At 49.4% G+C, this 20,908-nt stretch carries 17 protein-coding genes; 7 read left to right on the top strand and 10 right to left on the bottom strand.

The window, feature by feature from the left end; all coding sequences use genetic code 11:
* Positions 1–16 precede the first annotated feature (16 nt).
* On the bottom strand, positions 17–1,396 hold the full coding sequence (gene pcaB / locus DHf2319_RS11640; protein WP_243478525.1) for a 3-carboxy-cis,cis-muconate cycloisomerase: 1,380 nt from the start codon (positions 1,394–1,396) through the stop codon (positions 17–19).
* A 143-nt stretch (positions 1,397–1,539) separates the two neighbouring features.
* Here pcaB and DHf2319_RS11635 point away from each other — a divergent pair, with 143 nt between their 5' ends.
* Positions 1,540–2,277, top strand: coding sequence for a GntR family transcriptional regulator (locus DHf2319_RS11635; RefSeq protein ID WP_243478524.1), 738 nt, complete (start codon positions 1,540–1,542; stop codon positions 2,275–2,277).
* A gap of 237 nt (positions 2,278–2,514) precedes the next feature.
* Positions 2,515–2,844: a ferredoxin FdxA gene (fdxA, locus tag DHf2319_RS11630; RefSeq protein WP_243478523.1), complete on the top strand. Its 330-nt coding sequence runs from the start codon at positions 2,515–2,517 to the stop codon at positions 2,842–2,844.
* A gap of 1 nt (position 2,845) precedes the next feature.
* On the opposite strand, the gene DHf2319_RS11625 is transcribed toward fdxA, so the two are convergent.
* The 9 genes from DHf2319_RS11625 to DHf2319_RS11585 all read right to left on the bottom strand — a co-directional run bounded on the left by DHf2319_RS11625 (position 2,846) and on the right by DHf2319_RS11585 (position 13,988).
* Positions 2,846–4,525 (bottom strand): TRAP transporter large permease, encoded by a 1,680-nt coding sequence (locus DHf2319_RS11625; RefSeq protein ID WP_243478522.1) that lies wholly within the window; start codon positions 4,523–4,525, stop codon positions 2,846–2,848.
* Positions 4,518–5,168 carry a TRAP transporter small permease subunit gene (locus DHf2319_RS11620; RefSeq protein ID WP_243478521.1) on the bottom strand — a complete coding sequence of 217 codons (651 nt, stop codon included), beginning with the start codon at positions 5,166–5,168 and terminating at the stop codon, positions 4,518–4,520. Before DHf2319_RS11620 ends, DHf2319_RS11625 begins: the two co-directional genes overlap by 8 nt.
* Before the next feature lie 3 nt (positions 5,169–5,171).
* A complete protein-coding gene (locus DHf2319_RS11615; RefSeq protein ID WP_243478520.1) occupies positions 5,172–6,416 on the bottom strand; it encodes a xanthine dehydrogenase family Fe-S subunit in 1,245 nt (414 codons plus the stop codon).
* On the bottom strand, positions 6,409–7,284 hold the full coding sequence (locus tag DHf2319_RS11610) for an FAD binding domain-containing protein (protein WP_243478519.1): 876 nt from the start codon (positions 7,282–7,284) through the stop codon (positions 6,409–6,411). Before DHf2319_RS11610 ends, DHf2319_RS11615 begins: the two co-directional genes overlap by 8 nt.
* Positions 7,281–9,671 carry a xanthine dehydrogenase family protein molybdopterin-binding subunit gene (locus DHf2319_RS11605; protein WP_243478518.1) on the bottom strand — a complete coding sequence of 797 codons (2,391 nt, stop codon included), beginning with the start codon at positions 9,669–9,671 and terminating at the stop codon, positions 7,281–7,283. The genes DHf2319_RS11610 and DHf2319_RS11605 overlap by 4 nt, the downstream gene beginning before the upstream one ends.
* A 23-nt stretch (positions 9,672–9,694) precedes the next feature.
* Positions 9,695–10,786, bottom strand: coding sequence for a TRAP transporter substrate-binding protein (locus DHf2319_RS11600; RefSeq protein WP_243478517.1), 1,092 nt, complete (start codon positions 10,784–10,786; stop codon positions 9,695–9,697).
* Between the two features lie 333 nt (positions 10,787–11,119).
* The gene (locus DHf2319_RS11595; RefSeq protein ID WP_243478516.1) at positions 11,120–12,424 is read right to left on the bottom strand and encodes a TRAP transporter large permease; all 1,305 of its coding nucleotides are present in this window, start codon (positions 12,422–12,424) and stop codon (positions 11,120–11,122) included.
* Positions 12,414–12,884, bottom strand: coding sequence for a TRAP transporter small permease (locus tag DHf2319_RS11590; protein ID WP_243478515.1), 471 nt, complete (start codon positions 12,882–12,884; stop codon positions 12,414–12,416). The genes DHf2319_RS11595 and DHf2319_RS11590 overlap by 11 nt, the downstream gene beginning before the upstream one ends.
* A 126-nt stretch (positions 12,885–13,010) precedes the next feature.
* The gene (locus DHf2319_RS11585) at positions 13,011–13,988 is read right to left on the bottom strand and encodes a TRAP transporter substrate-binding protein (protein ID WP_243478514.1); all 978 of its coding nucleotides are present in this window, start codon (positions 13,986–13,988) and stop codon (positions 13,011–13,013) included.
* 404 nt (positions 13,989–14,392) lie between these two features.
* Here DHf2319_RS11585 and DHf2319_RS11580 point away from each other — a divergent pair, with 404 nt between their 5' ends.
* The 5 genes from DHf2319_RS11580 to DHf2319_RS11560 all read left to right on the top strand — a co-directional run bounded on the left by DHf2319_RS11580 (position 14,393) and on the right by DHf2319_RS11560 (position 20,902).
* Entirely contained in the window at positions 14,393–14,920 is a 528-nt protein-coding gene (locus DHf2319_RS11580) for a MarR family winged helix-turn-helix transcriptional regulator (RefSeq protein ID WP_243478513.1), read from the top strand.
* A gap of 214 nt (positions 14,921–15,134) precedes the next feature.
* The gene (locus DHf2319_RS11575) at positions 15,135–16,451 is read left to right on the top strand and encodes a tRNA-dihydrouridine synthase (RefSeq protein ID WP_243478512.1); all 1,317 of its coding nucleotides are present in this window, start codon (positions 15,135–15,137) and stop codon (positions 16,449–16,451) included.
* 11 nt (positions 16,452–16,462) lie between these two features.
* Complete coding sequence (locus tag DHf2319_RS11570; protein WP_243478511.1) at positions 16,463–18,565, top strand: hydantoinase/oxoprolinase family protein; 2,103 nt, start codon at positions 16,463–16,465, stop codon at positions 18,563–18,565.
* A gap of 29 nt (positions 18,566–18,594) precedes the next feature.
* A complete protein-coding gene (locus tag DHf2319_RS11565; RefSeq protein ID WP_243478510.1) occupies positions 18,595–20,133 on the top strand; it encodes a hydantoinase B/oxoprolinase family protein in 1,539 nt (512 codons plus the stop codon).
* Complete coding sequence (locus tag DHf2319_RS11560) at positions 20,126–20,902, top strand: ferredoxin--NADP reductase (RefSeq protein WP_243478509.1); 777 nt, start codon at positions 20,126–20,128, stop codon at positions 20,900–20,902. Before DHf2319_RS11565 ends, DHf2319_RS11560 begins: the two co-directional genes overlap by 8 nt.
* Positions 20,903–20,908 lie beyond the last annotated feature (6 nt).

Below are 20,908 nucleotides of genomic sequence, written 5' to 3'. Positions count from 1 at the left end.
GGACGGGGCGTGCTTGCTAGTGATCTAGGTGATTACCCGCCAAGGCTGAGGCAGCCAATGCCCGATCAACCATCACCGGCGCAAGACCGAGGTAATTGGCCGGGTCTGTGAGGCGATCTATGGCAGCTCGGTCAAAGTGTTGTGTCACGACCGGTATGGCAGCGAGCGCGTCGGCGAGCGTGCCCCCTTGTTCGTTAACGACACGGCAGGCATCGTAGACGATGTCGTGGGCTTGTTGGCGACCGAGCGCTGGTGCCAATCCCATCATCACCGCTTCAGCTACGATCAAACCCTGACTGATGCCGAGATTGGCTCCCATCCGATCGGTGTCAACGATTAATCCACCAAGCGCGAATTTAGCCTGATGCAGTGCGCCAGCTGTCAGAATGAAGCTTTCTGGAATGGCAATCCATTCCGCATGCCAAGGACCGGTAGCCCGCTCAAAATCCTGAATCATGGCATCTATCATCAGACCTGCATGCTGGCGCACACCTTTGGCTGCAGCCAGCATCAGTTCACTAGAGATTGGATTGCGCTTTTGTGGCATGGTGCTGCTCGCGCCCCGGCCTTTGACGAATGGCTCGTAGACCTCGGCATACTCGGTTGAGGCCATGATCATGATATCTAGTGCAATCTTGCCAAGTGAGCCAGTGACTAGGGCCAGAAAATTTACGGCTTCCGCGAAACCATCGCGCGCCACATGCCAGGTCGTGGTTGGAACGCCAAGGTTGAGCTCCAGAGCCAGCGCTTGCTGTACTTCCAGCCCTTTGTCTCCCAGAGAGGCCAACGTGCCAGCTGCGCCGGCAAACTCAACGCACAGCACACGTTCCCGCAGTTGCGCAAGCCGCTGTTGGTGCCTATCGAACATGGCCAGCCAGATCGCCAGTTTATAGCCGAAGGTAATTGGTAGCGCGTGTTGCAAATGAGTGCGACCCGCCATAGGCGTGTCGCGATGTTTTTTTGCCAGATCTCCAAGGATGCCACGTAGGGCTTGAATGTCTGCCTCGATGATGTCTAGCGCATCACGCACCTGAAGCACATTGGCGGTATCCATGATGTCTTGAGTGGTTGCGCCCCAATGTACATAGCGACCTGCTTCGCCGCACATCTGAACCAGCTGGTGCACCAATGGCAAGATCGGATACCCCACGATATCGGTCTCGTGCCGCATATGGTCGAAGTCGATTCGATCCAGACGCGATTCCCGGGCGATAGCTTCGGCAGCCTCAACTGGGATAACACCACAGCGAGCCTCAGCACGAGCCAAGGCGACTTCCACCTCAATATAGCGGTCAATCAACTTACGATCAGAAAAAACCTCGCGCATCGCGGGTGTGCCAAAGGCGTCTCGGAAGAGAACGGAATCGAAGACGGTGCTAGAGGAAGGTGAAACCATGGTGGTAGATATTTAAAAAGGTTGATTAAATCTGAGCATATTGATATGTTCGAACATATACAGTTTAAATATGTTCGAACAAAATAAAATGAGGGTTTGCCCTTGTTTGATATCACAATGGACTGCATTGCATGAATGCTGGTATGCCTAAAACTTGTGTTTCACATGCCGATCTTGTACGGCATTTGGCCGAGGAGATTGCAGCTGGTCGCTACACCGTCGGCTCACTGCTACCGACGGAGTTTGAGTTGTGTGCTACTCATCGTCTGAGCCGCTATGCCGTTCGCAAGGCGCTGCAGGAGCTTCAAGCACTAGGCCTTATTTCGCGACGTAAGAATGTAGGCACACGAGTCGAAGCGGCGCACCCAGTCACAGGGTTTAGGCAGTCAATTGCCACTATCGAGGAATTGGTGCAGTTTGGTGCTCGACATCGACGAGTCTTAAAATCAACAAAGATGATAGTGGCTGACGAGGCAGTGGCCCTTGAAATAGGGTGCGAAGGCGGTTCCCGCTGGCTACGTGTTTCAAGCTTGCGTATGGATGCACAATCAGAGTCACACCCCATTTGCTGGACCGACGTTTACATTGATGCAGCATTTAAGGACATCGCCAAGTGGGTATGCAAGGCGCCGGAGGTTTTAATTAGTTCGTTGATTGAGGAGCATTATGGGCAAGCGATCTTGCGAATCCGCCAGGAGGCTCAAGCTATCCTGATGCCCACCGAACTAGCAGCGGACCTGCAGGCCGAGGTTGGCTCACCAGCCCTCAAGGTAACGCGTCACTACTTCAATGCAGCGGGGGATGTCGTTGAGATTTCCATATCCGTTCACCCAGCTGATCGCTTCACGCTATCTATGGAAATGACTCGCTCGTACGATTAGTCTGGAACCAAGGCAAGAACAAGCTGCGGTGAATTTCTACGCAACTAAAACGCTTACCGATGCCCACGCCAGATGGTTTTCTGCCTACTGGGCGGTATCGTACAACCGTATTGCCTGTTAACTCCCCCGAGCTTTACAGGTAACGATTTTTGGACAAGCGTAGCGAATTCTCTTGGAGACGATGCTGTTTGACGATACAATTGTTAGTGTACTTACTATCAGAAATAAGGGGGCAATATGACTCACGTTGTGACTGAAAACTGCATTAAATGTAAATTTACTGATTGCGTTGATGTATGCCCGGTTGACTGTTTCCGGGAGGGCCCTAATTTTCTAGTGATTGACCCCGAGGAGTGTATTGATTGCGCTGTTTGTATACCGGAGTGCCCCGCTAATGCAATTTTTGCAGAGGAAGATGTGCCGGAACATCAAAAACATTTCATCGCGCTAAATGCAGAGCTCTCTCCTGAATTTGAAAGCATCACAAGTTCGAAAGAACCCCTCGAGGAAGCAGAGCACTGGAACGGCAAAGCAGATAAGTTGAAACTTCTCGAGCGAAACGCCTAACTTAACGGAATATCTGGGATGGGTCTGGCATGTCAGACCCAGTGTAGTTACCGCTATTTCCATAGGGATTCGTTGGAATCGTAATCTCAACCGTGGAGGGATCTATTTCCGGAGTGTCATCTTTATAGTGAGTGACCATTCCAGGAAACGTGAGTACGGCGGCCACCATGATTAGCTGAATACAAATGAACGGTACCGATCCCCAATAGATCTGTCCGGTGGTTACTCGGGCAATTTTCTTGTTAGTTGTTTTGTCAACATAGTCGTTTTTAGGGGCTACAGACCTCAAGTAAAAAAGTGCAAAGCCAAATGGCGGATGCATAAATGAAGTTTGCATATTGACGGCAAGCAAGACACCGAACCAAATGAGGTCTATACCCATCTTGTCGGCTACCGGCGCCAGTAGTGGAACGACAATAAAAGCCAGTTCAAAGAAATCCAGAAAAAACGCCAGAAGAAATACCAGAATACTGACCACAATTAAAAACCCGAGTTCTCCGCCTGGCAGATCGATAAGGAGATGTTCTACCCAAAGATCGCCATCGACGGCACGGAAAGTGAGCCCAAATACCGTGGCACCAACAAGAATAAAAATTACAAAGCAAGTCAGCTTAGTTGTCGTGTCCATTGCCTGACGTAGCAAATTGACAGATAGTCGCTTGCGTGCGACTGCCATGACAATGGCACCAACTGCCCCCATGGCACCACCCTCCGTTGGCGTTGCTAAGCCGATAAAGATCGTACCGAGGACAAGAAAGATAAGCGCCAGCGGCGGAATCATGACAAACGTCACACGCTCAGCGATCTGCGAAAGCAACTTCAATTTAAAAATTCTGTTCAGCCCTGCCAACACGAATGCGCTTAAGCCCAGCGTCAAGATCGACAACACGACTCTCTCATCAACGGGACCATCCGGGTCAGCGACTGATTGCATGATTATCCAGGTGATTGCACATGAAATGCCTAATAAAACGACCAGCGAACGAGTTCCAGAAGCACCAGATGGTTCTAAAAAGGTTCGAGCTTCAGGTGGCATTGCCGGAGCAGTATCAGGTTTCAGCCAGGCAAGTACGAAGGTATATGCCATGTAGCTAAGTGCCAGAGCCATCCCGGGAATGAAGGCGCCAAGATACATGTCACCCACCGAACGCCCTAGTTGGTCCGCTAGCACAATCAAAACTAGGGATGGCGGAATAATTTGTGAAAGCGTTCCTGAGGCCGCAATGACACCGGTTGCAAACCGCCGATCGTAGCCGTATCTGAGCATAATGGGTAATGAAATTAGCCCCATTGAAATAACAGAGGCTGAGACGACACCCGTTGTGGCCGCTAGCATTGCACCGACGAAAACAACTGCGATGGCTAAGCCACCGCGAATGGAGCCAAACAACTGACCAATAGTTTCCAATAGATCTTCGGCCATTCCAGATCGTTCTAGGATGAGTCCCATGAAGGTAAAAAATGGTATGGCCAATAGGGTGTCGTTAGCAATAATACCGATAACCCTTTGCGGAAGAGCCTGAAACAACGCTGGCGTTAACAAGCCGAGCTCAATGCCGATCAAACCAAAAAGTAATCCGTTCGCGGCTAATGCAAATGCGATCGGAAACCCAAGCAATAACAGCATGAACAGGCTGATAAACATGACTGGGGCAAGGTTGGCGGCAAACAGTTCAACCATGATGATTGCGCTCCTTGGCAGACCGTTCGATCGGCTCAACCGGATTGTGTTGGATCGATTGGTTGTCTGCATACATCGCAATTTCTTCGGCGAGGGCTTGTTCAGATGATTTGTTTGCCTCCTTCAGTGTCGGATCCGGGCACATACCTAGCAGGCAGCCTATGCATTTGATCAAGTGAGAAATTCCGGCGAGCACAAGTAAAAGAAATCCAATCGGTACGAGTAGCTTCATTGGCCAACGTACTAAACCACCTGCATTGGATGATTGCTCGTTTTCAATGAATGAATCAATAAAAACGGGCCACGATAGAATCAAAATCAACACTGCAATTGGCAGCAGGAAAAACAGGACACCAAAGATCTCAACCAGCAATTGATTGCGACGAGACATTCTTGCCGATAAGATGTCAACGCGCACATGTTCATTTCGCAACAGCGTATAACCTGACGCTAGTAAGAAAATCGCTCCAAATAAATACCACTGCAGTTCAAGCCATGCATTCGAACTGACACTGAATAACTTGCGTACCACTGCGTTAGTTGAACTAATCAAGACCACAATTAAGCAGAGCCAAATTACAATCCTGCCTACAGTCTCATTGAGCCAATCTATTCCCGCAGAGATTTTTAGCAAGCCCCTCATCGTCTAGTCCTTTTTACGAAATAGATTGCGGATACGCATGATGAGAATGCTGAAAAACATGGAAATCGGATTAATAGCAGCATGTGGTAATTGTGCCGATGCGTTAGGGTCTGACAGTAAGTGAGACACGTTATCCGCGAAGCTAGCCATCATCCGTTGCACAAAATCTTGTACGAGTCCTGATCGGGAAAACTGCGCTAGCGGACCTTGAAGTGAGTACTGCATATCAATGGCTATTTCAGATTCATCCGGACCGAGCGCTTCAATCGTATATTGCACCTCGGCGCGTGCTCTTGAGTTGCTAAGTTTGTCTCTTCCAGCACCGATGAGGGTTGCTTGTTGTTTGTCGGGAGAAAGATTTAAGGTGGCTTGCCCCTCGAATTTGGCGCTCATTGGACCGAATTTGATGGCGACTTCCCCGATGACGTGTTCGTCATTCTGTTCCAAGACCTGCGCACCTGGTAGACACTGTGCTACGCGGGGCAAGTCAGTCATTAGGCGCCAGACTGCATCTGCCGGATGAGGCAGTTTAAATTTGTGTTGTATGGAGGTACCCGATGGTGCGGCAGACGATCCGGCCACAGACTTGGTGTTTGTTGTTTTGCTGTCTGATGTTTGATTGACCGTGGTCGACACAACCGCACGTTTGATCTCAATTGGTTTGGGACTAGCTGCGCCAGCGCTACTTTGTGCCTGAGTCTGCGCAGCGCGGAGAGCTTCAATCGCAGGATCGTGGTCTAGTTTCAGTCTGGCAAGTACTGACATTACCGCATTGACGATACCCATGTATCCGGTGCAGCGACAAAGGTTGCCCGAAAGCTCAGCCCGAACTTTGCGTTCATCAGCCTCTGGTAGCCGAAGAACAATGTCTCTTGCAGTTGCCAGCATGCCAGGTGTGCAATACCCGCATTGAAGTGCATGATGATCGGTAAACGCCTGTCTTAGCAATGCCATCACCGGATCTTGCGTGTATCCCTCGATGGTTGTGATTGAGCGTCCGTTACAGGATGCGGCATAGGTAATACAAGAGCGTACTGGCTTGTTGTCTAGCAACACGACACAGGCTCCACACACGCCATGCTCACACCCCAGATGCGTTCCCGTCAACCCAAGCTGCTCGCGTAAAAAGTCACCTAGATGGGTTCTAGGAGTAACCGTTTCCGAGATTTCTTGCCCATTGACTACCAAATTGATATGTCTTTTTGTGTGGATTCCTTCCTGTGGGTCGGCGAGTGATGTATCAGTCATCGACAGCTCCCGAATTAAAAGCCTTGTTCAATGCTCGAATGACAGCAGTGGTGTACATTTTTTGATCGATGGGATCACGCTCGGGTATGGCTGCAGAGACAGCTTTAACAACAGCTTCATTTTGCAAGGAGCCTGGCATTGCGCTCCACCCACTGTCAATGATTTTGGAGGCTAATTCCGGCAAAAGTTTGGGTGGTCCATCGAGTGCCCCGATGGCGATATTGGCGCATCTGTCTACATCATTGATATACACGGCACAACTCGCATGAGCAAATTCGCCTACTTTGCGGCAGAATTTGTAATAACCCCATTTGGCATGAGCGGAGCTAAGTGGCAAGGATATTGAATGGATGATGTCATGCGGCTCTAGTACTGTTGTGTAGGCAGCTATCATGAACTTTTGCATAGGTGCCGTGCGTATTGCCAGAGCGCCATCGTTTGGGTCTACGCTAACAATATCAATATCTGCGTTCATCGCTGTAGCAGCCAGCACCCAATCAGCGGCAGGATCAGCATGAGCTAGGCTGCCTCCGATGGTTCCCCGGTTGCGTACAGACCGGTAAGCAATGTTTGCGGCAACTTTTTTCCAAGGATGGTTTAGTAATGCGGGGTATATCCCATCCTCAATTTCGGCATGAGTCACACCTGCACCAATTCGAATAGTTTGGTGATCAGTTGTGACACCCCGCAATTCACTCAGACCGCTGATGTCGATTAGTTGTGTTGGTCGCACAAGACGCAAATTGAGCATAGGACCAAGTGACTGACTGCCAGCAACGACCTTGCTGTCAAATCCCCTCGCTACAAGTTCGTCCCCCGCAGCTGCAAGCGTAGCGGCGATCTGTAGGTCAAATTTGGCGGCCTTCACACCAGCCCCTTGGTGTTAGTTAGGACTTGTTCAGCATGGCACTTGTTGATTGCGCCAAGTATGTCCCTCGGTGTGACTGGTGTGTGCAATAGTTCTGGCGCGCCAATCCGGCTTAAGGCATCGTTGATGGCCCCAAGAATCACTGCTGGTGGTGCGATAGCCCCGCCTTCACCCATCCCTTTGGCTCCAAACTCGGTATGCGGCGATGGGGTTTGGAAATGATCGATACGAATTTTTGGTGCTTCGGCTGCCCCTGGGATCATATAGTCGGCAAGTGTCGAGGCTAGCGGTTGACCAAGTTCATCATAAGGCGAGTGTTCATACATCGCAGTACCAAGGCCTTGGACGATTCCCCCGATTGTCTGACCTTCAACAACCATTGGGTTAACCATCACCCCGCAGTCTTCAACACAGACATAATCCAATATTTCCACCGAGCCCATATCGGGATCTATCGCTACGACCGCGGCGTGGGTTGCGTATGTAAAACAACCGCCGTCCGATTTTGGTCGGTATCCAACCGTCGCTTCTAACCCCTGGGCGTCAACATCAGCCGGTAACAATTGGGGATTGAGGTACCAAGCACTTGCTACATCGCTGATCGAGACCGATCCTGTCGATGAGATAATGTCTGTCCCCTCTAACTTAACCTTGTCTTCATTGGTTCCAAGTAGATGAGCACCAATTTTTAGCAGTCGTGGGACCAGTGTCTTACACGCCTTTGCGACCGCTCCACCAGACATAACAAGTGAGCGTGAGGCATATGTTCCAGTCGAAAACGGAGTTTGTCCGGTATCACCGTGCAACATACGAATGCGGGATATATCAATGCCGAGCGTTTCATGGGCGATTTGTGCAAAGGTGGTCTCCATGCCCTGACCATGGGAGTGCACACCGACTCGAATTTCAAGCCCACCATCTGGTGTGATGCGCACAAATGCTTGATCAAAACCCGGAATGATTGGAGTCCCCCAAGCCGCAAAAACCGAGGTTCCATGGGCAGCTTGTTCAGTGTAAGTGGCTACACCTACACCCAAAAGTTTTCCACGATCCCCTTGAGTACGCTGCTGTTCGCGACGTGCATTAATGTTAAGCATCTCAAGTGCACGCTCAAGACTTGCAGGAAAATCCCCACTATCAAAATGTTTGTTGGTAACGTTGGTATAAGGCATTTGATCTGCCTTAACGAGGTTCTCCATACGAACCTCCCAAGGTTCGCGACCGATCTCCTTGGCAATGGCATTCATGGTTAGTTCGATCGCAAAACAGACACCGGTGCGCGCAACTCCACGGTACGGCACAAAAGCGGGCTTATTCGTAGCCACACATCTCGAAACACAACGATATCCCTTAATGTCATAGGGGCCCGGCAAGTTGCCAACGGCTTGCCCGGGTTCAAGGCCTATGGTGAAGGGCCAGACGGAATAGGCACCCCCATCTATGGTTATCTTTGCATCGAGCGCCAGTAGTTTCCCGTTTTTGTCTGCGTATGCGGTCATTTCGTAGTGATGCTCGCGTGTATTCGCGCCAGCAATCAAGTGTTCACGGCGGTCTTCGATATAGCGAAAGGGTCGGCGAAAAGTTTTTGCTAGCCAGGCCACGCAAACTTCTTCTTGCTGCAACACACATTTGTATCCGAATGCACCTCCGACGTCAGGTGAAATGACGCGAACCTGCTCTTGGTCGAGTTTGAGAAATCGTGCAATCGCGGTGCGAATCATGTGCGGCACTTGAGTAGAGGTAACCAATACAAGTTGGTCGGCCTGATTGTCCCAATACGCGAGCGCGGCCTTGCCCTCCATTGGTACCATGCAATGTCGAGATAAATCAATCGTGCGATGAACAACCACTTCAGCTTGAGCTGCATTAACCTCGAAATCTTTATCAATAGTTAATGATAAAAACGTGTTGTTTTCCCACTCATCGTGCATGAAGTGGTCGACAGCCTGGTCAGCAGTTGTTGGGCTCGTGTAAACGGGTAACTCAACAAAGTCTACTGAGACTTCTTCAAGAATGTCCTCTGCTTCAGCCCGAGTACTTGCAAATGCCAGGGCAATCGGCTCTCCGACAAAGCGGACTTTCCCCGCGGCCAACGGTGGTTGCGATGACGGCTGATAAGTCGGTAGTGTCGAGTCTGCCCGGATGTCTAGTGCATCTAGTTGTTCTCTAGTCCGTACCATCGCTGACAAATGCTCAGGCACATTAATCTGGGAGATATTGGCATGCGCGACTGGGCTCCTGAGAAATGCAACCTCCAGGAGCCCAGGCATCGAAAAATCGGCAACAAAGTTACCTTTTCCGTGCAGATGACGAAAATCCTCTTTTCTCGGCACCCGTGCCCCGATACCCTGAGCCTTGATACCGCTTTGATGATTCTGTTCAGTCATAACGCGCCGCCACCAACAACTGTCTAGCGTAGGACCGCTGCGTAAGTAAAGTTATCCAAGGAGTTTTCAGCAACACGGAACCAGCTAGCTTCGTCCTTCTGGAAGGCTTGCCAGCTTGGGTAAATTGCTGCAAAGTCTGGGTTTTTGGCGATCAGCTCCTTCCAAAGTTCTTGAGATGCATTAAAGCAGGCGTCCATTACATCCTTCGGGAAGAACCGCAACTTTGCGCCAGCTCCAATTAACTTTTTAAGAGCGCCCGGATTCACAGCATCATAGTGTGCAAGCATCTTGAGAGTTTGTTCGTTACAAGCTACTTCAAACGCAGCCTTATATTGGGGTGGCAGGGCCTCATACGCCTTGGTGTTAACCATTGTGGTAATGGAAGCACTGCCTTCCCACCAACCGGGCGCATAGTAGAAGGGCGCAACTTTGTTCAGTCCAAGTCTCTCGTCGTCATAGGGTCCAATCCATTCTGACGCATCAATCGTGCCTTTTTCCAAGGCTGGGTAGATATCACCCGCTGGAATTTGTTGCGGCACGACACCAAGCTTGGACATGACCATACCGCCGATCCCACCGATACGCATTTTTAAACCACTGAGATCAGCGACTGATTTGATTTCTTTTCTGAACCAGCCACCCATTTGTACGCCGACGTTGCCACAGGTGAAGTTGGTGATCCCGTAATTTGCATACATCTTTCGGACCATGTCCAAACCGCCACCATAAAGCATCCACGCATTGTGTTGCCGCGCATTCATGCCAAAGGACAGGCCGGTATCAAAAGCTAAAGCGGTGTTTTTACCGACATAGAAGGTACTTAAGACATGGTTGCATTCGACTGTGCCGTTTCCAACCGCATCCATATTTTGCGGGACAGGCACAATTTCACCGCCGGGGAACGCGCGGATGTCGAATTTGCCGTCTGTCAGTGCGGCGACACGTTGGCAGAGTTCATCTGCAGATCCGTAGATCGTGTTCAAACTTTTAGGCCAACTAGTAGACATACGCCACTTTACCGTTGGAGAGGATTGAGCTACTGCGGGTGCTGCTACGGCGGCTAGTCCAGCGCCGGAAATAGTTGCAGCATGTGAGAGGAATCGACGTCGTTGCATGGAGAGCTCCTTTTAAAAGGCCAAACATCAAACAACCAGCGGCTTGTGGAAATGAAGACTGCGAAAACATCTACATAAATAACCTTGTTACGAATGAGCATACTTAGTCAAAACTCAAAAATCAACAAAATTAATTAGCAAGCAAACAATTGTTCAGTGAGCAGCTTAAAAAATTAGGGAAAGCACTAACCAAGTGCATTCGCGTTGCTCGTAAGATCCATGGTCAGTCCCATCTTGCGCAGCCATGGTGCGTCAATTTCAACGCTAGATGGGCATGCTTAACTTAGTACAAGACTTGTTAACAGTCTGTTGTCAGTATCGGTGCGACGATAGTTAGATCTGATTCGGAAGCCAAAATACGAGCTCTGGGAACAGATAAATTAAAACCACCATCAGGCACAGAATGATGAAAAACGGAAAGGAGGCTGTCGCAATAAAGCCGACATCGCGCTTGGTCAGTCCTTGGAGTACGAACAAATTAAGTCCAATCGGCGGTGTTATCTGTGCCATTTCAACGACCAGAATCAGATAGATGCCGAACCATAAAAGATCGAGCTGTGCGGCTTGCACGACTGGCAGAAGCACTGCCATGGTGAGCACAATCATGGAGATGCCATCGAGAATGCAGCCAAGCAGAATAAATACTAAAGTCAAAATTACAAGCAGTTGCCATTGAGACAGACCGAGTGATCCGACCCACTGTGCAAGATCACGCGGGATGCCAGTGAATCCCATTGCTATCGTTAGAAACGAAGAGCCTGCTAGGATCAGCATGATCATTGTTGTCGTTTTAAGCGCGCCCATGATGGTCGTGAAGAAAATACGCCAACCAAATCCGCCGTAACTTATCGACAATATCAGCGCACCGAGCACTCCGATGGCAGCAGATTCGGTGGCTGTCGCGAATCCGGCGTAGATAGATCCCAATACCGCAAGGATCAATAAAAAGGGAGGCAGAATATCCCGGCTCGTCGCCAGCATTTGCATTAAACCCAATTGCGTTGTGCTTTTAGGTACTTTGTCTGCATTGATTAGAGACCAGCCGCCTACATACAGCATGTACACCACGGCGAGTACGAGTCCAGGAATCACCCCCGCAATGAATAATTTGTTGATGGATACATCTGCAGTGACACCATAAACAATCATGATCACGGATGGCGGGATCAGCAAGCCTAAAGTACCGGCGCCAGCCAGCGAGCCAATAATCATGTTTTCTGGATAATTGCGTTGTCGTAGCTCCGGAACGGTAATCTTTCCGATCGTGGCGCAGGTGGCTGCAGATGAGCCTGAAATTGCGGCAAACAATGTTGATGCCACAACATTTACCTGCATTAGCCGACCAGGAAATTTCCCGAATAGGGGGGATAAACCGTTAAACAATAGTTGAGACAGTCGCGACCGAAAAAGGATTTCCCCCATCCAGATAAAAAGGGGTAGCGAAGTAAGTGTCCAGCTAGAGAGGCTACCAAATATTGTCGTGGCCATGGCATCACCGGGGAGTCTGCTTGAGCCCGTTGTCATTGCCACGAATGCGACGCCGATAAGTGCTAACCCAATCCATACCCCCACACCGAGCAATAACAGCATTGTCCCGATGATTGCAAAAGAGATCAGCAGTCCTGAATCATCGCCCATCAACACTGATCGCCTCCTCGTGTCTGTCTTCATGCAACTTTGTGCATTGAGATGTCCACGCATCGAATGCACTTTCAAGCAGGGCGATAAAAAAAACAGTAGCACCCAAAGCCATCGCTGCTTGAGGAATCCAAAGTGGCAACGCAATCAGCCCCGAACTAAGGTCATTAAGTTTCCAGGAAACATAAGTGAGTTTCACAAAGTGCCACGCTAGATATCCCGATAAGATCACTGCCAATGAAGCAGCTAATCTGACAGTGAACTGTTGCTGTTTGTGACCCAGACGGTCAACAATCAGGGTTACTCGGATATGCTCATTTGCTCGAAGTGTGTATGCGAGTGCTAAAAATGCAGATGCACCCATGCAGTAACCAGCAAATTCATCAGCCGAGCGCGGGATGTAAGGCAAAAACTGTCCGCCTAGCTGATAGAGAATCCAAAACTCGATAGCGACGAACAATACTGCGCCAGCAACTGCCGTAGAAAGATATAGCCTGTCAAGGGCAACTCTGAAGGAGTGTTTCCTTCGAACCGATGATTCGTCACGATTGTGTGAGTTGCCCATTCGTTCAGAGTAAAAAAGCCTTCACTGCCTAAAGGCCTGTACCACTGCCTTGCCTTCAGGCCCTGCATTGACAAGCCATTCTTCAAGCATGATCGTGCCAAGTTGATTAAGGCCGTCGACCAGCTCTTTTGATGGTGTAAGGACGTTCATTCCATTTTTTTCTAGTGTCTTTTTGGTCTGGGCAGCGATTTCTTTGCTAGCGATCCAGCCTGCTGCTTCAGCGTCCTGGCCTGCCTTGACCAAGGCCTGCTGCAGCGTCGGCGACAGTGAGTTGAACTCCGCGAGGCTTACAACAACCATATTTTTCGGAAGCCATGCTTGAATGTCGTAGAAATACTTGATTGATTCCCACGCCTTGTAGTCAACTGCAGATTGGGCTGATGCGATGAGTGAATTAATTTTTCCGGTGGAAAGTGCCTGCGCTACTTCGGCAGCCTGAATGGTGACAGGACGTGCCTTGAATAGTTCAGCAAGTCGGGAGGTCTGCCTGTCGTAGGCCCGAAAGCTCAGACCCGCTAAATCACTCACGGAATTGACTTCTTTATCGGCCATAAGGCCCTGCGGTGGCCACGGCACTGCGAACAATAGTTTGAGTCCCTGCTTAGCGAGTATCTTCTCGATTTCAGGCTTTTGAACCTTCCAAAGTTTCTCGGCTTGCTCATAGCTGCTGGCAAAAAAGGGCATTCCGTCGATGGCGAACAGTGGGTTCTCGTTACTCAGAGTGACCATCAAAACTTCACCAATCGGGACCTGACCCGATTGAACTGCCCGCTTGATTTCAGGCATTTTGTAGAGCGATGCGCCCGGGTGCACATTGATCTTCAGTTTGCCATCAGTTGCCTGACCTACAGCAGTTGCAAACTTATTGATATTCACAGTGTGGAAGTTGGTCGGCGCATAGCCCGTCGGTAAATCCCAATTCTGAGCCACGACGGCACTTGAAAAAGTCGCTGCAACCAATGCAGCTGCAAGCAGACTCGGAATGTTCGTATAACGCATGTCATGCTCCTCAGATCCAATATTGGTAAACGTAAGGTCAGCGCAATAGATACTTTGAGTCAGCGTGATCCATGGCCGATAAAAGCGCTATCGCCGCAGCTAGATGGCAAAACTATTCCAAATGGTCAGCGCAACTGGGTGAGAATTTGAAACGTGTCATCTTGAACTCAGGATAAAGTTGATCATTTCAAAAATCAATAAATTAGTTTGTAAACAAACTAATTTATTCAGCATAGTGGAGTGACCCTAGGGAAAACGCCTATGTTCTCGCCTCGTTGATCACTAGACAACGATGTGTAGCGCTGGAACCAAGTTGCCGCTGTACTTCGTGTTAGTCGTTGTTTCCGTATTGCGAGTACAAAGTTGTATATGATTCAACTTGGTTAAGTTTTTCGGAGAAATCCGTGCAAAAGCGCAAGGTTTCAAATAACAACAGCGGCAAAAAATCTGCCAATGATGTCACCCAACAACCAGGGCACATCATTTGGGATCGACCAGGCTACCTGGTGAGGCGTTTGCATCAAATTCACGTAGCCATGTTTCTGGAGAACGTGGCGCAGGGTGATATCACGCCGATTCAGTTCGGTCTGCTCAGCATCCTGTCAAATAATCCAAACATCGACCAATTCACGATTGGTGAGCAACTTGGTCTGGACCGGGCGAATGTGACGGGTATATTGAAGCGCCTCGAAGCCCGCAAACTCATTGCTAGGGTGGTTGATCCAAACAATAGACGCAGAAAAATTTGCCTTGCGACACCTAAAGGCCTGGAGTTGGTTGCTAAACATGACCATGAAATGCGTGAATGCCAGCGCAGATTACTTTCTCCCCTGTCGGTACAAGATCGAAAGCTGTTTGTAGATTTGTTGTCACGTCTTGTCGAAGGCAACAACAGTCGCGGCCGAACCGCTCTAAAGCTTAACGAAATTTAATTCACTATCCGCGTCGGGTAGTGGGGCATCCCATACCTTGGTCTGCGCAGATGCGCACGTTTATTGCGCTGCAACGAAAGCAATTGAGTTTTTGTACAAAATAGCTGTTGCTTTTTTGAACGGCTTTGGCTTATCCTTGCAACAAGCAATTTATTTGTATGCAAACAATTAAACGACATGCGACTACTATCAAGCACCTTCGGAGGCTCTCACCATGGCTGACCTATCACTAGAATTTTGTGGCATCAAATTTAAGTCTCCCATTGTTATTGCATCAATTGAGACGACTAACAGTCCTGAAGTTATTCGTGAATGTGTAGATGCTGGTGCTGCTGGCATGATCATTAAGACGCTGACTGACATCGAAGATATGGCACGTCTGACGCAAAACTCGAAATATGCCATTCTGAACGAGAAAAATGAGCTGATTAAAGGCAAGGTAAATAAGAACTTCGTTTTCTACAGCCGTTCCGGATACTCGAGCACAGGATTCCGTGAATGGATTCCTTATCTAAAAGAGCTCAACGCATACGCTAATGACCACGGCTCGCATCTGATCGGCAGTGCCGGCGGTAAGACTGTTCAAAGTTGGGTTGATATTTGTAAAACTATCGAAGACTGTGGTTTACCCATGGTCGAACTGAACTTCGGTTGTCCTCACCCCGCCATGATGCCTGGCGTACATGGCGGATCAATGATTGGACAAGATCCTGACGTTGCTGCAGAGGTAACGGCACGGGTTTGCGAAGCGGTCGATATCCCTGTGGTGATTAAGTTGACGCCGGATCAATCGAGAGTCATGGATATTGCACGCGCTGTGCGCGATGCTGGTGCGGCTGCTGTTACAGCGACAAACCGATATACAGGATTTTCAGTCGACATAGAAACCGGTCAACCTCGACTGGGGGGTCCTGCAGGCATTGGGGGCGTTTGGGCTAAACCGTTGTCATTGCGATGGGTACATCGCATATACAACGAACTAGGGATGCCGATTACCGGTTCTAACGGTATCTATGATCATAAAGATGTTGTTGAGTTCATCATGACCGGCGCTCATCTGGTACAGGTCGGCTCGGTGTTGATGCTCAAAGGTATCAAACATTTGCCAAGCATCATTTCAGGCCTATCTGACTTCATGGATCAGCATGGGTATAAAGATATCGAGTCAATGGTTGGAATTGCATCGCGTGCGGCGGTGAAGGATTATGGCGATCAATTTAAAAAGCCGCGGATGCATAGCGAGATCAATGTTGATACCTGTAAGAACCCAACCTGTACGATTTGTATTCAGACCTGCTTCTATGATGCCTTGGCGCAGGGTGAGGATGGACACGTTAAGGCACTGAGCGATAACTGCATTGGTTGCGAGATGTGCACCCAAACCTGTCCGTTTGATTCGACAAGTATGCACACCACCACTGATGAGCAGCGAGGCGAAAAAACATATTTCCAGATTCCTGACGAAGTGTTCGAGTTTGGCAAATTCGAGAAGAACTTCGATCGAGGCATTAAGTTATCCAAGGTTCGTTGAGAGAGCCCCCTATGCAGCAAACTAAAGAGGTCAACAGTTACCAATATGCGTTCGACATTGGTGGAACCTTCACCGATTGCGTACTTCTCGGGTCAGATGGGTCGGTGCACACGACCAAGGTTTTGAGTGATCATGAGCATGTTGTGGGCCCGATACTTGCTGGCCTTGAACGGATGTTAAGCGAGCACGACATTAGCATCGGGCAAGTCCAGGAAGTGGTAGTCGGCGCCACGACGGCTGTCACGAATCTGATCATTGAGCGCAAGGGCGCTGTAACTGGACTGATAGCGACAAAAGGCTTTCGTGATGTGATCGAAATTGGTCGTGAAATAAGATACGACCTTTATGATTTGACTGCACCAGGGCCTGATCCAGTGGTTCCACGTGAATTACGGGTCGAAGTAGATGAAAGGATAACCGCCGCGGGTGATGTTATCCATGAGCCGCTTGATACAGATATCGAAAGAGCGATTCGACACTTGATCGATGGCGGAGCCAAGGCAATCGCGGTCTGCTTGCTGCATAGTTACAACAATCCAAGACATGAGCAGCAGATCAAGCGTGTCGCTCAGCGGATTGCGCCCGAGATTCCGATCTCATTATCGTGTGAGGTGTTAGGTGAATTGCGAGAGTATGAGCGCACCGTCGCCACGGTTCTAAACGCTTATGTAATGCCGATGGTCGGTGATTATCTGGGACTGATCGAGAATGGCTTGCGCAAGGCAGGCATCAACGCGACCCTACAAATCATGCAATCAAATGGTGGCGTCATCTCACGTGAACTTGGTGAGCGTATGCCAATTCGCATGTTGGAATCAGGACCTGCTGCGGGTGCATTGGGGGCTGCCCACTCTGCCCGCACGGCTAGTCTGGCAGACGTTCTGGCGTTTGATATGGGTGGTACGACGGCCAAGGCTTGTTTGATAACGCATGGGACTCCCTCTGTCACAACAGAGTTTGAGGCAGCCAGGCTCAAGCGCTTTAAGAAAGGAAGCGGACTACCTGTTCGTTTGCCAACCGTGGACTTAATCGAAATCGGTGCCGGCGGGGGAAGCATTGCACATATCGATTCGACGGGTCTTTTAAAGGTAGGCCCGCATAGTGCTGGCTCTAGTCCTGGACCGGCCTGCTATGGCCTTGGCGGCGAATTGCCTACAGTGACTGATGCGGCATTGGTGCTTGGTTATCTTGATCCCAACGGTTCACTCAGTGGCACTGTTAAGCTCAGACTCGATTTGGCGCAGGCTGCTATTGACAAGCACATAGCTCAGCCATTGGGCATGTCAGTCGTTGAGGCAGCGAATGGAGTGCATCGAATCGTCTGTGAGCACATGGCAGCTGCGGCCAAGATACACGCTGTTGAGAAAGGAAAGGATGTCAGGAAGTACACCCTATTGGCGTTTGGTGGCGCAGGACCAATTCATTCGCGTGAAGTGGCTCGGCGAGCGGGTTGCAATAAGTTTCTCATACCAGCCAACGCCGGAGTCTTTTCTGCTTTCGGGTTATTGGTGGCTTCGATGAGGGTCGATGCAGTGCGAACCCGATTTACCCGGTTGGATTCAATTGATTGGGACACGATCAAAACACTGTTGATGGAGCTCAGACAGAGTTTAAGTGAGCAACTCATTTCAGCCGGTGTTGAACCGCAAAAAATAGTTTTTCGGCACAGTGCTGACATGCGGTATGTCGGACAGGGCTTTGAGGTCGAAACAGAACTGTCGGATGATCTTGAGTTCTTCGATAAAAAGGATATCGAAGTTAGATTTAACAATGCATATGCGCAGCTCTTTGGTAGCCACCTGACAAATCAGAAAATTGAAATTGTTAATTGGAGGGTTCAAGCAGAGGCACCATCCGCTAAATTACCCCGACTCGCTGGCGTTGCCACAACAGTTGAACGTAGCCAGACTGAAAGAGCGCGCAAAGCCTACTTCCCAGATGCCAACGCATTCATCGATACCCCCGTTTTGCACGAAAGCGTATTGGTTCCTGGTAAGCACTATGCTGGTCCCGCATTGATCGAACAGTCTGGGTCAACTGTAGTAATTGGTCCTGGTGATCGATATGAGGTCGATCAGTTTGGCAATTTACGTGTCACCCTTAAGCAAAGTTGACGACGTAACTTAAACGAGGATAGCAAGGCATGATTAGCCCAATTGACCTTGAGATTTACTGGAATCGTCTAATTTCTATCACAGACGAAGCTGGCGCAGTATTAAAGCGGACATCATTTTCAACTGTGGTGCGTGAGTCCAATGATTTTGCCTGTGTTTTACTCGACACTGAAGCAAGGTTAGTCGCACAGTCTTCTCTGAGTATCCCAGGATTTATTGGGACTGCGCCGCTGTCGCTTAAGGCAATGCTAAAGGTCTTTCCCAAGGAGACCTTGCAGCCCGGCGATGTGTTGTTTACCAATGATCCATGGATTGGGACTGGACACCTGCCTGACGCCACGATGGCAACACCCATTTTTTATAAGGGTAAGCTGATTGCATTTGCTATAGCTGTCGCACACCTATCGGATATTGGTGGTCGTCAGTGGTCTGCGGATGCCAATGAAATGTATGAAGAGGGTGTCCGGTTCCCGGTGATAAAACTGTGCGATGCTGGAAAAATCAATGATTTCGTGTTCCAAATGCTGGAGGCTAATGTGCGTCTCCCACAGCAGGTGCGCGGTGACATTGAGGCCCAAATGGGAGCTTTGAGAGTAGCTGAGCGACGTCTCGTTGAAATGCTACAGGAGTATGGCTTATTCGATATCGATGAAATTGCTGGCGCCATTTTCAAGGCATCTACTGATGCAGCGCTCAGGGAGTTAAAGTTGATCCCACCGGGGGTCTACCGTGGATATGTTGAGTCTGATGGATTTGACGAGAAGGTCGTCATTCATGCAACCCTAACCGTGTCAGCCGATGGAATTACGGTGGATTATTCAGGTAGCACACCACAGGTGCGTTACGGTATTAACGAGACTTATAACCATACGTACGCCTACACAATTTTTCCATTCAAATGTCTGCTGTCACCAGATCTACCCAACAATGATGGGTTCACTCGACTATTCACTGTGATTGCACCAGAGGGCTCAATTGTCAACGCCCGAGCGCCAGCTGCAGTAGGTGCTAGGCATCTGATCGGGCATCAACTCCAGTCGGCTGTGTTCGATGCGTTAGCAACTGTGTTACCAGATCGCGTGCAAGCCGATAGCGGTACGCCATTATGGTCCGTACTTTTGCGTGGCGTAGATGCTGAAAACGGAAAATCGTTTGCATCTATTCTTTTTTTCAATGGTGGTATGGGCGCTATGCGTGACAGAGATGGTCCGCCAGCGGCAGGTTTCCCAGCCAATATTTCTAATACGCCAATTGAAGTTGCGGAGACGCTTGCGCCGGTAATTTTTGGGGAGAAGAGACTTGCTGATGGCTCTGGTGGGCAAGGTAAGCATACCGGCGGTCTTGGGCAGGTTGTTTCGCTCAGGTCCATGTGGCCGGGTCGATTGAGGGTCTCTTTACTAACTGATCGAACGCGTATTCCAGCCAAGGGTATTCATGGTGGACAGCCCGGGCGGGTTGGACACGTTTATTTAAATGACGAACCAGTCTCTAATCCAAAGAGTGTGGTGGAAATGCAGGAGGGTGACAAATTGGAATTAGCACTTCCAGGAGGCGGTGGTTATGGCTAATCATCATCAAGAGACGATCACAGAGATACATCACTGGAACGAGTCACTCTTCTCTTTTAAGACAACTCGAAACCCAGGCTTGCGTTTTAAAAATGGTCATTTTGTGATGATTGGCCTTGAGGTAGACGGCAAACCCTTGATGCGTGCATATAGTATTGCCAGTCCAAATTATGCGGAGCATCTGGAGTTTTTCTCGATCAAAGTTGAGAATGGTCCTTTGACTTCCCGACTGCAGCACGTCAAGGTTGGTGACTCCCTATTGGTAAGCCAAAAGTCGGTCGGAACTTTGGTGCTTGATGATCTGAACCCGGGCAAGCGACTGTTTCTTTTTTCAACTGGAACTGGATTAGCACCATTCATGAGCATTATTCAGGACCCGGAGACATACGAGCGTTTCGAAAAGGTCATCCTGATTCATGGCGTCAGAACTGTCAGTGAACTGGCATATGCTGATTTCATCAAGAATGAGTTACCGCAGCATGAATACATTGGTGAGATGGTTTCTGAACAGTTAATTTACTACCCGACAGTTACACGCGAAGCATTCAAACACACTGGACGATTGACCCAGGCAATCCAGTCCGGGAAGTTATTTGACGATATCAAACAGCCTCCCATATCGCCCGAAACTGATCGAGGTATGATTTGTGGCAGCCCGGCCATGTTGAAGGAAACCTCAGAGATGCTCGATGCGCTAGGCTTTAAGGTGTCCCCAAGTGCCGGTGTCCCTGGAGATTATGTGTTTGAGAGGGCGTTTGTCGAGCGGTGATAAGAA

Source organism: Orrella daihaiensis, assembly GCF_022811525.1.
GTDB classification, from domain to species: domain Bacteria; phylum Pseudomonadota; class Gammaproteobacteria; order Burkholderiales; family Burkholderiaceae_B; genus Algicoccus; species Algicoccus daihaiensis.
The sequence above is the reverse complement of the archived record's forward strand: the minus strand, read 5'-3'. Positions and strand labels throughout refer to the sequence as shown.

Bases quoted from the DNA above. Each gene is read 5' to 3' on its own strand.
- pcaB (WP_243478525.1), bottom strand. From the start codon at position 1,396: ATGGTTTCACCTTCCTCTAGCACCGTCTTCGATTCCGTTCTCTTCCGA.
- DHf2319_RS11635 (WP_243478524.1), top strand. From the start codon at position 1,540: ATGCCTAAAACTTGTGTTTCACATGCCGATCTTGTACGGCATTTGGCC.
- fdxA (WP_243478523.1), top strand. From the start codon at position 2,515: ATGACTCACGTTGTGACTGAAAACTGCATTAAATGTAAATTTACTGAT.
- DHf2319_RS11625 (WP_243478522.1), bottom strand. From the start codon at position 4,525: ATGGTTGAACTGTTTGCCGCCAACCTTGCCCCAGTCATGTTTATCAGC.
- DHf2319_RS11620 (WP_243478521.1), bottom strand. From the start codon at position 5,168: ATGAGGGGCTTGCTAAAAATCTCTGCGGGAATAGATTGGCTCAATGAG.
- DHf2319_RS11615 (WP_243478520.1), bottom strand. From the start codon at position 6,416: ATGACTGATACATCACTCGCCGACCCACAGGAAGGAATCCACACAAAA.
- DHf2319_RS11605 (WP_243478518.1), bottom strand. From the start codon at position 9,671: ATGACTGAACAGAATCATCAAAGCGGTATCAAGGCTCAGGGTATCGGG.
- DHf2319_RS11600 (WP_243478517.1), bottom strand. From the start codon at position 10,786: ATGCAACGACGTCGATTCCTCTCACATGCTGCAACTATTTCCGGCGCT.
- DHf2319_RS11595 (WP_243478516.1), bottom strand. From the start codon at position 12,424: ATGGGCGATGATTCAGGACTGCTGATCTCTTTTGCAATCATCGGGACA.
- DHf2319_RS11585 (WP_243478514.1), bottom strand. From the start codon at position 13,988: ATGCGTTATACGAACATTCCGAGTCTGCTTGCAGCTGCATTGGTTGCA.
- DHf2319_RS11575 (WP_243478512.1), top strand. From the start codon at position 15,135: ATGGCTGACCTATCACTAGAATTTTGTGGCATCAAATTTAAGTCTCCC.
- DHf2319_RS11570 (WP_243478511.1), top strand. From the start codon at position 16,463: ATGCAGCAAACTAAAGAGGTCAACAGTTACCAATATGCGTTCGACATT.
- DHf2319_RS11565 (WP_243478510.1), top strand. From the start codon at position 18,595: ATGATTAGCCCAATTGACCTTGAGATTTACTGGAATCGTCTAATTTCT.
- DHf2319_RS11560 (WP_243478509.1), top strand. From the start codon at position 20,126: ATGGCTAATCATCATCAAGAGACGATCACAGAGATACATCACTGGAAC.